Source organism: Vibrio zhanjiangensis (assembly GCF_030161235.1).
Classification (GTDB): domain Bacteria; phylum Pseudomonadota; class Gammaproteobacteria; order Enterobacterales; family Vibrionaceae; genus Vibrio; species Vibrio zhanjiangensis.
The window spans coordinates 41265-56443 of the sequence record NZ_BSPW01000028.1 but is presented as its reverse complement, the minus strand read 5'-3'; the positions used below and the strand labels follow the sequence as shown (position 1 = coordinate 56443).

General features: G+C 43.7%; 16 protein-coding genes and 4 tRNA genes. 7 read left to right on the top strand and 13 right to left on the bottom strand.

Annotated elements, in window-relative coordinates; all coding sequences use genetic code 11:
- The 5 genes from QQK21_RS08775 to QQK21_RS08755 form a co-directional block, all read right to left on the bottom strand.
- On the bottom strand, positions 1 to 90 hold a 90-nt coding region (locus QQK21_RS08775), incomplete at its 3' end, for a GTP-binding protein (protein ID WP_001982298.1).
- 102 nt (positions 91 to 192) lie between these two features.
- Positions 193 to 268, bottom strand: a tRNA-Thr gene (locus tag QQK21_RS08770).
- A gap of 12 nt (positions 269 to 280) precedes the next feature.
- Positions 281 to 355: transfer RNA gene (locus tag QQK21_RS08765), tRNA-Gly, on the bottom strand.
- Positions 356 to 389: 34 nt separating this feature from the next.
- A tRNA-Tyr gene (locus QQK21_RS08760) sits at positions 390 to 474 on the bottom strand.
- A gap of 32 nt (positions 475 to 506) precedes the next feature.
- Positions 507 to 582 (bottom strand) — tRNA-Thr (locus tag QQK21_RS08755).
- A gap of 206 nt (positions 583 to 788) precedes the next feature.
- On the opposite strand from QQK21_RS08755, the gene coaA reads away from it, so the two are divergent.
- Positions 789 to 1712 carry a type I pantothenate kinase gene (gene coaA, locus QQK21_RS08750; RefSeq protein WP_284191818.1) on the top strand — a complete coding sequence of 308 codons (924 nt, stop codon included), beginning with the start codon at positions 789 to 791 and terminating at the stop codon, positions 1710 to 1712.
- 38 nt (positions 1713 to 1750) lie between these two features.
- Here the strand turns inward: coaA and QQK21_RS08745 are convergent, their stop codons facing one another.
- Positions 1751 to 2098, bottom strand: a complete 348-nt coding sequence (locus QQK21_RS08745; protein WP_284191817.1) for a 5-carboxymethyl-2-hydroxymuconate Delta-isomerase — start codon at positions 2096 to 2098, stop codon at positions 1751 to 1753.
- A 249-nt stretch (positions 2099 to 2347) separates the two neighbouring features.
- Here QQK21_RS08745 and tpiA point away from each other — a divergent pair, with 249 nt between their 5' ends.
- Together tpiA and QQK21_RS08735 are read left to right on the top strand one after the other, a co-directional pair.
- Positions 2348 to 3118: a triose-phosphate isomerase gene (gene tpiA, locus QQK21_RS08740; RefSeq protein ID WP_284191816.1), complete on the top strand. Its 771-nt coding sequence runs from the start codon at positions 2348 to 2350 to the stop codon at positions 3116 to 3118.
- A 103-nt stretch (positions 3119 to 3221) separates the two neighbouring features.
- Positions 3222 to 4565 carry an MATE family efflux transporter gene (locus tag QQK21_RS08735; protein ID WP_284191815.1) on the top strand — a complete coding sequence of 448 codons (1344 nt, stop codon included), beginning with the start codon at positions 3222 to 3224 and terminating at the stop codon, positions 4563 to 4565.
- A gap of 4 nt (positions 4566 to 4569) precedes the next feature.
- Here the strand turns inward: QQK21_RS08735 and rraA are convergent, their stop codons facing one another.
- The 3 genes from rraA to efp all read right to left on the bottom strand — a co-directional run bounded on the left by rraA (position 4570) and on the right by efp (position 6764).
- Positions 4570 to 5088 (bottom strand): ribonuclease E activity regulator RraA, encoded by a 519-nt coding sequence (gene rraA, locus QQK21_RS08730; protein WP_284191814.1) that lies wholly within the window; start codon positions 5086 to 5088, stop codon positions 4570 to 4572.
- 76 nt (positions 5089 to 5164) lie between these two features.
- Positions 5165 to 6082 carry a 1,4-dihydroxy-2-naphthoate polyprenyltransferase gene (locus QQK21_RS08725; RefSeq protein WP_284191813.1) on the bottom strand — a complete coding sequence of 306 codons (918 nt, stop codon included), beginning with the start codon at positions 6080 to 6082 and terminating at the stop codon, positions 5165 to 5167.
- 115 nt (positions 6083 to 6197) lie between these two features.
- Positions 6198 to 6764, bottom strand: a complete 567-nt coding sequence (gene efp, locus QQK21_RS08720; RefSeq protein WP_284191812.1) for an elongation factor P — start codon at positions 6762 to 6764, stop codon at positions 6198 to 6200.
- A gap of 33 nt (positions 6765 to 6797) precedes the next feature.
- Here efp and epmB point away from each other — a divergent pair, with 33 nt between their 5' ends.
- Positions 6798 to 7820, top strand: coding sequence for an EF-P beta-lysylation protein EpmB (epmB, locus tag QQK21_RS08715; RefSeq protein ID WP_284191811.1), 1023 nt, complete (start codon positions 6798 to 6800; stop codon positions 7818 to 7820).
- 78 nt (positions 7821 to 7898) lie between these two features.
- On the top strand, positions 7899 to 8405 hold the full coding sequence (locus QQK21_RS08710; RefSeq protein WP_284191810.1) for an MgtC/SapB family protein: 507 nt from the start codon (positions 7899 to 7901) through the stop codon (positions 8403 to 8405).
- 95 nt (positions 8406 to 8500) lie between these two features.
- On the opposite strand, the gene QQK21_RS08705 is transcribed toward QQK21_RS08710, so the two are convergent.
- From QQK21_RS08705 to QQK21_RS08690, 4 genes are all read right to left on the bottom strand, one after another.
- Positions 8501 to 9826 carry an anaerobic C4-dicarboxylate transporter gene (locus QQK21_RS08705; protein WP_284191809.1) on the bottom strand — a complete coding sequence of 442 codons (1326 nt, stop codon included), beginning with the start codon at positions 9824 to 9826 and terminating at the stop codon, positions 8501 to 8503.
- 264 nt (positions 9827 to 10090) lie between these two features.
- Entirely contained in the window at positions 10091 to 11053 is a 963-nt protein-coding gene (gene pfkA / locus QQK21_RS08700) for a 6-phosphofructokinase (protein ID WP_284191808.1), read from the bottom strand.
- Between the two features lie 278 nt (positions 11054 to 11331).
- Entirely contained in the window at positions 11332 to 12240 is a 909-nt protein-coding gene (fieF, locus tag QQK21_RS08695; protein WP_284191807.1) for a CDF family cation-efflux transporter FieF, read from the bottom strand.
- A 117-nt stretch (positions 12241 to 12357) separates the two neighbouring features.
- Positions 12358 to 12855, bottom strand: a complete 498-nt coding sequence (locus QQK21_RS08690) for a CpxP family protein (protein ID WP_284191806.1) — start codon at positions 12853 to 12855, stop codon at positions 12358 to 12360.
- Positions 12856 to 13038: 183 nt separating this feature from the next.
- Here QQK21_RS08690 and QQK21_RS08685 point away from each other — a divergent pair, with 183 nt between their 5' ends.
- Together QQK21_RS08685 and cpxA are read left to right on the top strand one after the other, a co-directional pair.
- Positions 13039 to 13725 carry a response regulator gene (locus tag QQK21_RS08685; RefSeq protein WP_284191805.1) on the top strand — a complete coding sequence of 229 codons (687 nt, stop codon included), beginning with the start codon at positions 13039 to 13041 and terminating at the stop codon, positions 13723 to 13725.
- On the top strand, positions 13725 to 15152 hold the full coding sequence (cpxA, locus tag QQK21_RS08680; RefSeq protein ID WP_284191804.1) for an envelope stress sensor histidine kinase CpxA: 1428 nt from the start codon (positions 13725 to 13727) through the stop codon (positions 15150 to 15152). Before QQK21_RS08685 ends, cpxA begins: the two co-directional genes overlap by 1 nt.
- The last annotated feature ends 27 nt before the right edge of the window (positions 15153 to 15179 follow it).

The window sequence follows — 15179 nt, the reverse complement described above, 5'->3', positions numbered from 1 at the left end:
AGCAGTTAGAGTTGTTTTACCGTGGTCAACGTGGCCGATAGTACCAACGTTTACGTGCGGTTTCGTACGTTCAAATTTTTCTTTAGACATGAGTTGTCCCTCTAGGTACGGATTTAGGTGGCTTTGATGACCACGCAACCAAAAAGTATTGGTGATAAAGTATATATCAAAAGGAAAACTTTGCTTTAGAGCTGGTGCTGATAGGCAGATTCGAACTGCCGACCTCATCCTTACCAAGGATGCGCTCTACCACCTGAGCTATATCAGCACTCTAAAAGAGTGGAGCGGGCAGCGGGAATCGAACCCGCATCATCAGCTTGGAAGGCTGAGGTAATAGCCATTATACGATGCCCGCAACACGTAACTCTGTGAGCTATTTCCTAAAAATATGGTGGGGGGGGACGGATTCGAACCATCGAAGGCAGTGCCGGCAGATTTACAGTCTGCTCCCTTTGGCCACTCGGGAACCCCCCCAAATTAAACCATTAAAACAATTAAAGTAGTAATGGTGCCGACTACCGGAATCGAACTGGTGACCTACTGATTACAAGTCAGTTGCTCTACCTACTGAGCTAAGTCGGCATAAGTGGAGCGCATTCTATTGAAGGAAACGCTACCTTGCAATAGATAAATTGAAAAAAAACGTTTTTTTACTCTGTTTAAGATTATTTGCTTAAAATTCGAACAGCCATACCAAAATAATGATGTATTTTTGCCACTGCTATTTGGCAATTAGGCTCGCTTATTGTATTTTCGCTGCTCTATCGCGAATCTCTGTTAGGAAGACTATGACGCCATATCTCTCTTTTACTCGCCAACATTGGGCAGAACTGCGTAATTCTGTACCTATGACGCTTTCCGAACATGATCTCATCGAATTGCAAGGTGTGAATGAAAAGCTGTCGATGAAAGAAGCTGTTGAGATTTACCTACCACTCTCGCGTCTACTCAACCTCTATGTCGCAGCAAGACAAAGCCGTAACTCAGTGCTCAATAACTTTCTTGATAACTCGGAAAAGGCCCCCCCCTTTATCATTGGAGTGGCCGGAAGTGTTGCTGTAGGGAAAAGTACCACGGCACGTCTTCTTAAAGAATTGCTTTCTCGCTGGGAGAATCATCCTAAGGTAGAATTGGTCACAACCGATGGGTTCTTGTACCCCAAAAAGGTCTTGGAAGACAACGGAATAATACACCGCAAAGGCTTCCCAGAATCTTATGATATTAAACGCCTGATTGAATTTGTTTCTGATGTCAAAGCGGGCAAGCCAAACTTAGAAGTCCCTGTATATTCCCACATTACGTATGATATTACTGATGACGTCAAAGTCGTCGATCGCCCAGATGTTCTTATTATCGAGGGACTCAACGTATTGCAAAGTGGCATGGATTACCCCCACGCACCACACAGAGTGTTTGTTTCCGACTTCCTCGATTTTTCTTTGTATGTCGATGCCAAAAGCGAAGTTATTGAGCAGTGGTATGTTGAGCGCTTTCTTAACTTCCGCTTAGGAGCTTTTACCGAACCAGGCTCCTTCTTTAGCCATTATACTAAGCTCAGTGAGAAAGAAGCCGCGCTGGAAGCGCATCGTATTTGGCAGTCCATTAATGGGATAAACTTAGAAGAAAATATTTCTCCTACCAAAGGCCGAGCTCAGCTTATTCTCAAAAAAGGCCAAGACCACACAGTAGAAGAAATTTTGTTGCGCAAATAACGCATGCCACCTCAGCTAGGGCAGCCCATCTTACAACCCTAGTTGAGCACTTTTTGAAAACACTCACGGTCCATATCACGGATATTAATTGTCAAACTGTGGACATCTCCTGCGCTTTCTTTAAGGGTTTGCATGAGCTGATGTGACAGGCTTATTTTTTGCTCTTGTGTCCGACCACTTAGTAAATCAAAGTTTATATGAATAAAATCAACGCTAGTGTCATCTTTGCCAATAAGCCAGTTTTGGTAACAAACCGCACGTGATTTCACAGAGTCCAAATCAAACAAGCCGCTGTTTAGCGCTACTTGATGCAGAGTTTTAAGCAGTTGTCTTACGTCAATACTGTCTTCAACAGGAAGGGAGTATTCCATTACTAAATTAGGCATAGTGTTCCTCAGTAAGTAAAGTTCATCTGAGACAAGTCAGCTCTCGCCAAATCAATTGCCTCTGTTTTAAATGTCAACAGAACCTAACAGCTTCTCTTGCCAATACCGAGTCCATTACGCATAAACTGCTTTATCGATCACTCAATCAAAGCGAACAAGACATGACGCGAATCATGATCTCCTAGTGTTTATCTGTTATATTCTTACGAAGATTTTTTACATTAATTGAATAAACACGGAGATATTCCTATGCGTCGTCCTGTAGTCATGGGTAACTGGAAGCTTAACGGCAGTAAAGCAATGGTAAAGGAGCTAATTACTGGCCTTAACACCGAACTTGAAGGTGTTGACGGTGTTGACGTAGCGATCGCTCCACCAGCCCTCTACATTGATTTAGCAGAAAAGCTGATCAAAGAAGGTGGAAACAAAATCATCTTAGGTGCACAAAACACTGACCTTAACAACAGCGGTGCATTCACTGGCGACATGTCTCCTGAAATGCTTAAAGATTTCGGTGCAACTCATATCATTATTGGTCATTCTGAGCGACGTGAATATCACAATGAATCTGATCAGTTCATTGCCCAAAAATTTAACTTCTTAAAAGAAAACGGCCTCAAGCCTGTATTTTGTATCGGCGAGTCAGAAGCCCAAAACGAAGCAGGTGAAACAGAAGCCGTTTGTGCTCGCCAAATTAATGCGGTTATCGACGCATACGGCGTTGAAGCACTCAATGGCGCGATTATCGCGTATGAACCTATCTGGGCTATCGGCACAGGTAAAGCCGCCACGGCTGAAGATGCCCAGCGCATTCATGCTTCAATCCGAGCTTTAATTGCAGAGAAAAGTCCTGCGGTAGCTGAGCAAGTAATTATTCAATATGGCGGTAGTGTGAAACCAGAAAATGCCGAAGCTTACTTCTCTCAACCAGATATCGATGGCGCTCTCGTTGGAGGTGCATCTCTGGATGCTAAGAGCTTTGCTGCAATTGCCAAAGCCGCGGCAGCAGCCAAAGCATAAATTGACAGTTTAAAATACAAGGTCAGCCATTGCTGACCTTTTTTGTTTCTTGCTCACCAATCAAGTATCCTAACCTTTTCGTCCATTTGAGCCGTTGTTCGAGATGCAGGATAAACATGGCCTTTTAAGCGCCCCCATTCCCAAAGTACTCAGACAAATGACCATCCCGATGATATTCGGCATGATCTCTATTCTTATGTTCAACTTGGTGGACACCTTCTTTATTTCATTATTGGGCACTCAAGCTCTCGCTTCGATCAGCTATACCTTTCCTGTGACATTCGCTCTAAACTGCATAACCATGGGAATGGGTGTTGGTTTGTCAACCAACATTGCTCATCTACTGGGCCAGAAGAAAACCATTGGAGCCACGCGATTTGCAACGCATGGCCTCTTGCTCACTGTGGTTCTCATCACTCTAGCGTCTGGGATAGGACTCATGACGATACAGCCTATATTTTCTTTATTGGGTGCGTCGCCAGAGCTTATACCCGCGATAGATGAATATATGCATATCTGGTATCTCAGTATTCCTTTACTCGCAATCCCTATGATTGGCAATAGCGTGATTCGAGCAACTGGTGATACCAGAACCCCAGCGACAATCATGGTACTTGCTGGCGTAATCAATGGCGTGTTGGACCCTTTACTGATCTTCGGTTGGGGGCCATTTCCTGAGTTAGGCATACAAGGCGCAGCGATTGCTAGCGCTCTAAGTTGGCTTGGCGCTTGTCTTTGGTCTCTCTATATTCTCACCCAGCGAGAGCCAATGTTAGCGCCACCTCATTTAAGCTGTATTGTCGAAGACTGCAAACAAATCCTCAGAATCGCCACGCCAGCAGCTCTATCCAATAGCATGATCCCATTATCTGGCGCATTGCTGATGATTATCATGTCACGTCATGGAACCGCAGCCGTTGCCGCTTATGGCGCAGCTCAGAGGATAGAATCGATTTTAATTCTGGTCTTAATGTCTCTGGCTTCCGCTTTGACCCCTTTTATTGCTCAAAATCTAGGGGCAGAAAAGCATAAGCGTAGCTTCACGGGTTTGTTCATCAGCATGCGTTTTGCACTGGTATTTCAAATGGGCGTTTTTATTGCCATGGTTCCACTTAGCATTCCTATTGCATCACTCTTTTCTCAAGAGCAATCTGTGAAAGAACTGCTTTGGCACTATCTGCTGGTTGTCCCTTTTAGCTATGGCTTTCAAGGCATTGCCATGATACTTGTGTCTGGCCTCAATGCCCTACATCAACCGCTAAAAGCATTTCAATGGAGCTTTATGCGACTATTTCTATTCACGCTACCCAGCGCTTGGCTTGGAAGTTACTGGTTTGGGACGAAAGGCATCTTTGTGGGTATTGCTCTTGGCAATATTATTGTAGGGGTATTGGGGTACCTGTACGCCTTAAAATTAAGGCGCAAGTACTTACACCAAACGATATAAACGCTTACTCGGCAAGTAAATCGTCTTCTTCAACTTCAAGATCAACATCCAGCCTTTCTTGAGAAAGGATAACCCCAGTGTTATCTGCATACAGATAATCTTCTGGTAGAAAGGTGACGCCACCAAAATTGACTGCGACATCCACTTCACCAATTCCTTGAGAGGATGCTCCCGCAGGAATCGATGCTAAGGCTTGAATGCCAATACTCATATCTTCAAGCTCATCGACTTCACGAACACAGCCGTAGACAACAATCCCTTCCCATTCGTTTTCTTCAGCTATCGACGCTATTTCTGCGTCAATCAAAGCACGACGCAGCGATCCCCCTCCATCAACGAGCAGGATGCGCCCAAGACCATCTTGTTCTAGGACTTCTCGAATCAGACCGTTGTCTTCAAAACACTTAATTGTGGTGATCTGTCCAGCAAACGAGGCGCTGCCACCAAAGTTGCTAAACATGGGCTCTAGCACATCCACTTGTTCTGAATATATGTCACATAAAGCCGACGTGTTGTATTCCATAGTGTTCCTTCCCATACGGTTCGTCATCTCAATCGAGTATATAGGTACATTAAGTCATTGCAATGACAAGTCTCAATTAACTAACCAGAGTTTGAGCTATAACCACTCCAGCAAACAATAAATTGGTAATTAATGAACATTTAACGATGGTCGGCATCATAGGTGCAATATGCACTGGTTGCCGTGCTTCCCAGACTAACTTACCATGTTTATAGACCATCAGAGCACTCAACAAAAAAGGCAAACTTAGCCATAGAGATGCTGGTTGATCAATTAAATAGCTGGTAAAAGACAACAAAGCGCCAGCAAGTAGTAAGACATGATAATGTTTAGCCCTGCGAGACCCCAATCTAACGGCAATGGTTCTCTTACCACATTCCTGATCATTTTCGATATCTCGCATATTGTTTACATTCAGCACAGCAACAGCCAATAAACCACAGCCTACAGCTGGCAGTACGAGAGACAGAGTGATAGTGCCTGTATGAAGGAAAAAGGTTCCCATTACACCAAGCAAGCCAAAAAAGATAAAAACAGAGACATCCCCCAGACCGACATACCCGTAGGGCTTATTACCAACGGTGTAGGCAACTGCGGCAATCATTGCCAGTCCGCCAAGAGCAACAAATATTAAAATACTTTTTACACTATCCAATGAGTAAAAGATCAAAACCAATCCAAAGACTAAAGTGAACGCAAGATTGATTTTTATTGCTGACTTCATATCTTTTAGCGTCACTGCACCAGACTGAATCGCACGCATCGGTCCAAGCCGATTAGAGTTATCAGTCCCTTTAACTGCATCACCATAATCATTAGCTAGGTTAGATAATATTTGCAGTAATGTTGCCGTTGTGAAGGCAAGCAAAGTGACCAATATCGAAGCTTGGTGGGTAGAATACGCAAGCACACTCCCCGTTAAAATTGAAACTAAAGCAAGTGGTAGCGTTTTGGGACGAGCGGCGTCTAGCCATATACGTAAAGACTGTTTCATGCTCACTAGTCTATCGTCATTATGAATAACAACACTTGTGATACATCAAAATTTGACTAAATACAACAAAGACCACGAATGTGGCCTTTATTCTCGTATTAAAACGATATTTGGCTTATTTAACGCGACCTACGTATTCGCCCGAACGCGTGTCAACCTTAATCACTTCACCAATCGAAATAAACAAAGGAACACGAACCACGGCACCAGTCGCCAACGTGGCAGGTTTACCACCTGTACCTTGCGTATCCCCCTTGAGGCCTGGGTCAGTATCAGTCACTTCAAGCTCAACAAAATTAGGTGGTGTTACCGCGATTGGGTTATTATTCCACAGCGTCAGCATACAAGTGTCATTTTCAACTAACCATTTCGCATTGTCACCGACCGCTTTTTTATCAGCGGCTAGCTGTTCGAATGTTTCGTTGTTCATAAAGTGGTAGAATTCACCATCGTTGTACAAGTAATCTAAGTCGATATCCATTACATCCGCGACTTCTACTGTGTCACCAGATTTGAATGTCTTCTCTAGAACTTTACCTGAAAGCAGTTTACGGATTTTTACGCGGTTAAACGCTTGACCTTTGCCCGGTTTGACATACTCGTTTTCGAGAATGACACAAGGCTCATTATCAAGCATAATTTTAAGACCGCCTTTGAATTCATTTGTGCTAACAGTAGCCATTTTTTCCTCTTACCATTCTTCGAGTTAAATTTAATGTCGCACATCATAACCCGAAAAGTTGATTCTGTTGAGCAAAACTGGATCAAACAACTAGCGAATGGGATCTCAGATCCCGAAAAGCTACTCATGATCCTTGATATTGATCCCTCTCCTTGGCAAGGTGGTTTTGCCGCCCGAAAGCTCTTTGCCCAGCGGGTACCGCAAAGCTTTGTCGATAGAATGGAAAAGGGGAATCCCTTTGATCCACTACTCAGACAAGTCCTACCATTAGAGCAAGAGTTTGAGGTCCACGCTGGCTACTCAAACGATCCACTGAAAGAACAAGACAATACTGTTCCCGGACTATTACACAAATACCGCAATCGAGTCCTAATGATTGTAAAGGGTGGCTGTGCCATCAATTGCCGTTACTGCTTTCGACGCCATTTTCCCTATGAGGAAAACAAAGGGGGTAAATCCGTCTGGCAACAAAGCCTGACCTATATTCGCGAGCACACAGAACTGAATGAGGTGATTTTGTCAGGCGGCGATCCTCTTATGGCAAAAGATGCAGAATTACACTGGCTCATTGATGCTATTGCTGACATCCCACACATTAAACGATTACGAATTCACACACGTTTGCCTGTTGTTATCCCTGACAGAATTACTCTTACACTACGAGAGCTGCTTTCAAGCACTCGTTTGCAAATCATTTTGGTCACCCATATCAATCACCCTAATGAAATCAATCAGGATTTAATAAACGCACTGAGTCATTTGCACGCAGCTGGCGTCACTTTACTCAATCAAGGCGTAATGCTTAAGGGGGTAAATGATAACATTGATACACAGGTATCCCTGAGCGAAGCTTTATTTGATGCTGGTGTCATGCCCTATTACATGCACGTACTGGATAAAGTGCAGGGAGCTGCGCATTTTTATATCTCAGATGACAAAGCAAAGGCCATTATGTCAGGAGTGATAGAGAGTGTATCCGGTTATTTGGTGCCTAAATTAACCCGAGAGATCGCCGGTAGAGCCAGTAAAACGCCACTCGATCTATACTTGGAATAATCTCATCGTAACGACAAAAAAGATTTGTTCGATTATTTGTATCTTTCTTTACATACTTGATGGTTTAGGGGGGGCAATATGCAAACAAACATCGAACAATTTTTCGATCTCGGACCTTTTACTTGGCCTGCTTTATTATGCTGTGCCATTAATGGAGTTTTAATCGGGGTAGAGCGCCAAACTCGTGGCAAACCCGTCGGTATTAGAACCTCTATTCTCATCATTGCTGGTACTTACCTATTTATGGCCATGGCGGTGTCTTTATCACCAAGCACGTTAGATCAAGCTCGTGTGCTTGGACAAATTATAACCGGCATCGGCTTTTTAGGTGCTGGCGTTATGATGACTCTTGATGGCAAAATCCATGGAGTGACATCGGCTGCGGTGATCTGGGTACTCGCTGCAATAGGCATGATGATAGGATTAGGTTATCTGCAACAATCGGTCTTAATTACCTTGTTAGCTTTAAGCGTTTTGCTCGGTGTTGATAAAGCCGAAAACCAATTCCAATCGCTGCGCCGAGGCGTACATCAAAAATTTCAACGTCGTAAGCTACCTAACAGAAATAACTCAATAGACAATTGAGCAGGCTTCTCCATTACCTCGCTATCAATAGTGAAAGATTGGCTAATTAGTCGGGCCAGTATCCCTACTGACCCTCTATTTTATGTGGATAAATCTTAGTTAACAAATAGCGTAGAAATAATATAAGCCATGGTTGTCGCGGTAGAGACACCAATGAACCCCGGCAACAAAAAGCTATGATTTAGCACGTACTTACCAATTCGAGTTGTTCCTGAACGGTCAAAAGTAATTGCCGCCAGATCGCTAGGATAAAACGGGAAGAAAAAGTAGGCATAGCAAGCCGGAAGAACACCGATAAGCACGGGTGTTGGAATGCCCATGGCAAAACCAAGAGGCAACATAATGGTCAACACCGCAGCTTGGCTCTTGAGGAAAATGGATACGACAAACATAGCTAAAGCAAAAGTCCAAGGATGAGCAGCAACCAAGTCACTAACAAGACTTATCAAATATGGCTTATGGAAGCTAATGATCGTATCACTCATCCATGCAATACCGAAAATAATGACAACCGCGGTCATTCCTGCAATAAAAACATTACAATGAACGATCTTTTTCGGCTCTACTTTTGTCGCTAACAAGATAATTGCGCCAATTGAGAGCATTAGAAATTGAATCGCGACCGACATCTTCACCCCTTGAGGCAGCAGTGCGAGGTCATGGCCAAACATAGCGACAAACACAACAACAACAATACCGGCTAAGAAAATAGACAGTCCTTTTTTAGCCTGAGCATTGACTCCTTCTGCCTGAACATTATCTTGCTCATTATCAATCAACTGAGCTTTAAACTCAGGATCGGCACAACGTTGAATAAACTCAGGATCATGCGCGAGATCTTTTCCTCGTCTTAAGCTCCAAGCACATCCAGTTAAAACACCGAACAGTGTCGCCGGAATCGTCACAAGAAGCACACTGCCTAAACTTATCGTCAAATGGTTGTCAGCTGCAGTTGCCATAACGACAGCGGCAGCGGCGGCAATAGGGCTCGCAGTAATCCCCATTTGAGATGCTACAGAAGCCATTGCCATCGGGCGCTCTGGTCTAATGCCTTTTTTATAAGCCACATCGTATATCACTGGTAAAAGTGGGTAAACGGAGTGTCCCGTCCCCACTAAAACCGTCAGTGTATAAGTACATAAAGGGCCGAGAAAAACGATCTGACTGGGGTGCTTGCGTAAAAGACGTTCTGCAAAACGCACTAAAAGTTGAAGACCTCCACTGGCCTCTAGCGTCGCAGATGCAGCAACCACAGCGAGAATAATTAACATGACGCTGATGGGCGGAGACCCCGGTGCTATACCAAACACAAAAGCAAGTACAGAGACACCGAGTCCACCGAGTAAACCAAAGGCGATGCCCCCATGACGAATACCAATAAAAATGATGGTTAAAAGCAGGAGCATATGTACATAAAACATAATTTTTCCCTACAATAATGGTGATATTTTCTTCAATCCTAATCAAAAAAAGTGAGCTCGGAAAGTGAATTGACGGCTTTATCAAAGCCTCAAGGAAGATATCTTGCCTTTCTTTGTCAGGAATCAAAAATAGACCGCAAAATTGACCTAATCAGCCTCTATTTAGCTTCTTATCAAGACGGTATGATCTTTTTGTAGACTGAAATAAAAAACCCTCGCATAACACGAGGGTTTACTTAAACAGCACAGTGCGATAGAGAAAATCTAGAACAACTCTTCTGCTACTTTATAAAGATCTTCTCGTACTGGACGTTTCATGTTTTCAATGGCATCAATAATGTCATGATGCACAAGTTGCTCTTTTTGGATGCCGACACAACGACCGCCTTGACCTTCCATTAACAGATGCACAGCATAATTGCCCATACGAGATGCTAAAACGCGGTCAAAAGCGGTTGGGCGACCACCACGCTGAATATGGCCAAGCACGGTTGCTCTCGTCTCACGACCCGTCGCTTGTTCAATCTCTTTGGCTAATTCATTCGCATCCATCATCAACTCAGTCAACGCGATGATTGCATGCTTTTTACCCTTTGTGATGCCATCTTTAATATTATTAATCAGCTTTTCTTTGTCTAAGCCCGTTTCTGGAGTAATGATATATTCACACCCACCCGCAATAGCGGACATCAGGGTCAAGTCACCACAGTGACGTCCCATAATTTCAACGATAGAGATGCGTTGATGTGAAGAGGAAGTATCACGCAAACGGTCAATCGCGTCGATAACCGTGTTAAGTGCAGTGAGATAGCCTATCGTGTAGTCGGTACCCGCAATATCATTGTCTATGGTCCCAGGGAGACCAACACATGGATATCCCATTTCGGTGAGCTTTTTCGCGCCCATGTAAGAGCCGTCACCACCAATCACGACTAGCGCTTCAATGCCATGTTTTTTTAGGTTTTCAATCGCTTTCTCGCGTACTGCAACTTCTTTGAATTCAGGGAAACGTGCAGAGCCAAGAAAGGTTCCACCTTTATTGATGACATCAGAAACACTAGAACGATCTAATTTCTCAATTCTGTTTTCATATAGGCCAAGGTAACCATCTTGAACACCATAGACCTCTAAACCTTCCGATAACGCCGTACGCACTACACCACGAACTGCTGCGTTCATGCCCGGTGCATCACCGCCGCTTGTCAAAACACCGATCTTTTTAATCATGCTCACCCTCAATTTTTGGGAATCTTATTTCAATTTTTACGTCAGCAATTTTCACTATAATGACTGACAAGACCCTTTTAGTTGCGCAATATGTTACCTTGAAGCCCAAGGAATACTACTTTTATTTGCACTAAACTATGTAACTTTTCTACTTATGTAAAAGTATTACAGTTCAGCCCGAACAAAGATTTGATACATATCAGGATAGCTGCAAATTCTCACCGTGTTGCAAAGATAATCAGCAATCCATCTATATGTGCTACGCCCTATAGACACCATTACCAATCATCCACTTTCTGCTCTTTTTCTGGACCAAGCACCACTGAATAGGGATCTTGATGAATCAGTACATCGGCATGAGGGAAGCGGTCCAATAACCTATGTTCAACCATATCTGAGATTCGGTGTGCTTCAATCAAAGGCATTTGATCACCAAGCTCCAAATGAAGCTGGATAAACCGAGTTGGACCCGACATCCGGGTTCGCAATTGATGCACACCCAAAACGCCTTCGACAGAAAGACACTGAGATTTTATCTCCTCTAATTCTTCATCGGGCAGCTTGCGATCTAACAAGGTCTGCGTTGCTTCACGTACCATTTGCACAGCGCTGTACAAAATATAAAACCCAATCCCAATAGCAAATACAGCATCAGCCTGAGTTACGCCAAACCAACTCAGCGTTAAGGCCAACATGATCGCCGCATTCATATACAAATCAGATTGATAATGAAGCGAATCCGCCGCGATTGCCTGACTACCAGTTTTCTTGACCACATGTTTTTGAAAGACCACCAAAGCGAAGGTTACCACCATTGCGAAAAAGCTAACGTACACACCATATTCCGGTGACTGGAGATCATGAGGTCTAAAAAAGCGATCCACGCCATTTAAAATGAGAAATACTGCCGAGCCTGAGATGAACATTGATTGCGCAAGAGCCGCCAAAGACTCTGCTTTACCATGGCCAAAAGTATGCTCTCGGTCTGCCGGTTGCAGCGAATACCTCACTACGACCAAATTCACTAAAGATGCGGCAATATCAAGCATGGAATCGATCAATGAGGCCAATAAACTCACTGAACCTGTCACCCACCAAGCCACTAGCTTAACAATAAGTAGCATGCTCGCAACGATTGTTGCCGTCCAAGCAGCAAGAGTAACTAAACGTGCATATTCGTGTTTCATAAAGTAAAGATGTTCAAAAACATTATCTTAAGTATAACTTGTCGTAAGTTGAATAAAAACAAAACTAAAAAGACGGCCAGAGGCCGCCAATTATATTAGCAAAATCACCCATCCGGACTAATTTTTTGTTAAACGCTCGTGTCGCTTTTGCGCGCGTTTTTCATCACGCTCCTTTTGCAGTTCAACATATTTAGCCTTTTGTTGCGGCGTTAAAATACTTAGCATTTGATGCTGCTTTTCGAGCAACATCACTTTATGCTCCGCCTGCTTATCGAGCATCGCTCTAACTAGCTCATCAGCCGCCGACTTATCAAAGGACTCAGCCAGTAAAAGGGCTTGCATTTTTTCTCTGTTGGCCTGCATCTCTGCTTGGTGAGCAGCAAAGTTCTCTTGACGCTGTGCCTTCAAACCATTTTTCATCGTATTACGCAATTCTTTAAGCTGCGTCTGCTGCTCTGGCGATAAATCAAGCTCACGCATCAAACTGGGGTCCACAGCAAATTCTTTGTGTTCTGGTTTGCCATGCCCTTTGCCACTATTTGCATAGGCACTGACTGAAGTGAGACTGAGTGGAAGCACAATTGTCGCTAGTACTAATTTTGTTACTGTTTTCATATTCGAACCTTTCCTATCAAAGAAGTAAACTCAGCTGTATAACAGCTCTGAATCTAGCATAGAAATTGCAGCGTAAAGTGACGTCTAGAGAGAGTAAAAAATCGTAAAGAGGCAAGATTAAACTAAAGTTCAGCCCAATTAATCAGTACTATTAGTAAAAAGGAAAAACTGAGGTTACAAGTCATGGCGCATATTCTGTTGATAGACGACGATACCGAGCTCACGGGCTTACTAAAAGAGGTGTTAACTCTGGAAGATTATCAGGTATCGGAGGCGAATGATGGAGAAGCGGGACTTAAAGTCATAGATAAGAGTGTTGATTTGATACTTTTGGACATCATGATGCCCAAACTCAATGGTGTCGAAACTCTCAAACGTCTACGTGAGCATTGGGAAACACCAGTCCTCATGCTTACAGCGAAAGGTGAAGAGATAGACAGGGTCATTGGTCTTGAATTAGGGGCTGACGACTACCTACCTAAACCTTTTAGTGATCGTGAGCTGCTGGCACGTATACGAGCTATTTTGCGCCGAACTCAGTCCAAATCAAATACTAAAAGCATTGATTGTATTGAATATCAAGACATCAAAGTTTTTCCAGGCAAACAGGAAGCGTATTGCCAAGAAACGTATCTTGAATTAACCACTACCGAATTTGCGCTTCTTAGCCACTTTGTGCAACATCCAGGAGAAACGCTCACCAAAGAAACACTCAGTCTGGATGTACTTGGAAAACGTCTCGCAGCTTTCGATCGTGCAATCGACATGCATGTGTCCAACTTACGCAAAAAGCTTCCCGAAAGACAAGATGGGAAACCACGCATTAAGACATTAAGAGGGCGTGGTTACTTGTTGGTTGAGGAAGATTGATGCGTCTACCTAAGATCACAAGCCTATACGGACGTATTTTCGCGATTTTCTGGTTCACTATGTTTTTAGTTTTGGTGGCGGTACTTTCTCTACCACATTTGGATCCGAGAAAATCAAGAGACATTCCAAGTGCCCACTACGCCAAGTTACTTGAAGCGAAACAAAAAATAGAGCAGCGTTTTGCTAATGAGAGTGAACTTGGCAAGATAATTTTCCAGTTGGAGAGGCCACGTCGCTCTCCACGAGACCTTCGTCCTCGTTACGTACTCACTGATCTTGAAGGCAACCTATTAACCACTCAGGAGCGTAAAGACTTTACACTCAAAGCGGTACAAAACTTTATTACTAGCATTGAAGACCCGCAAAAGCCCAAACAAAGACTCTATGGACATTACATGGTCGCTGGACCTTTGCCCATTACCCTAGCAAACAATGAACTGCTACTTTATATCGGCGTAAAATGGACCCAACCGCCCCCTTTTATGCTGCAATTGTTTGACAAACCATTCCAATTACTGTTCGCCGTCATGCTCGTCAGTACTCCGTTACTACTTTGGCTCGCATGGGCATTGAGCCAACCTGCGCGGAAGCTTGAGCGAGCAGCAAAACGTGTCGCGAAAGGCGAATTTGTTGTTGATCCCGAGCTTGAGAAAGGAACCTCAGAGTTTAGACAAGCAGGCAAAAGTTTTAACCAAATGGTCAAAGCTGTGAATCAAATGGTGTCTGGACAACAAAGGTTGCTATCCGACATCTCCCATGAATTACGCTCCCCTCTTACTCGTTTGAGAATGGCAACGGCTCTGGTATCGCGTAAACAAGGTGATAGTGCTGAACTCAATCGTATTGATACCGAAGCGCAGCGACTGGAACAAATGATCAGTGAACTGCTAGATCTATCGCGTATGCAATTAGACAGTCATGTGGCGAGAGAGCTACAGCCTCTGAGTAGTCTGTGGGAAGCCATTCTCTCCGATGCGCAATTTGAAGCAGAGCAAATGAACAAATCTCTCACCTACAGTTCTATCCCAGAACGGAGTATTTCAGGCAACCCTAAACTTCTGATGAGCGCACTGGATAACATTGTACGCAATGCCATCTACTACAGCAAAGATCTTGTCCAAGTCACTCTAAGCGTTGAACATGACAGGCTTTCTATCACAGTCGAAGACAATGGTGAAGGCGTTCCAGAGCAAGAGTTGGAGGCGATATTTCGCCCCTTTTATCGTGTATCTACTGCAAGAGATAGGCACACTGGAGGTACTGGTCTAGGTCTAGCCATTACAGAAAATGCCATTCGCCAGCATAGCGGGAGGATAACAGCGCAGCGCAGTATGCTGGGTGGCTTATGCATGGAAATATCTCTGCCTCTATGTGACTATAATAACCTTACAAAATTACAGTTGATAATAGATCTCATTATCATTTAACCTATATCCTCTAGATTGAGGAGAATG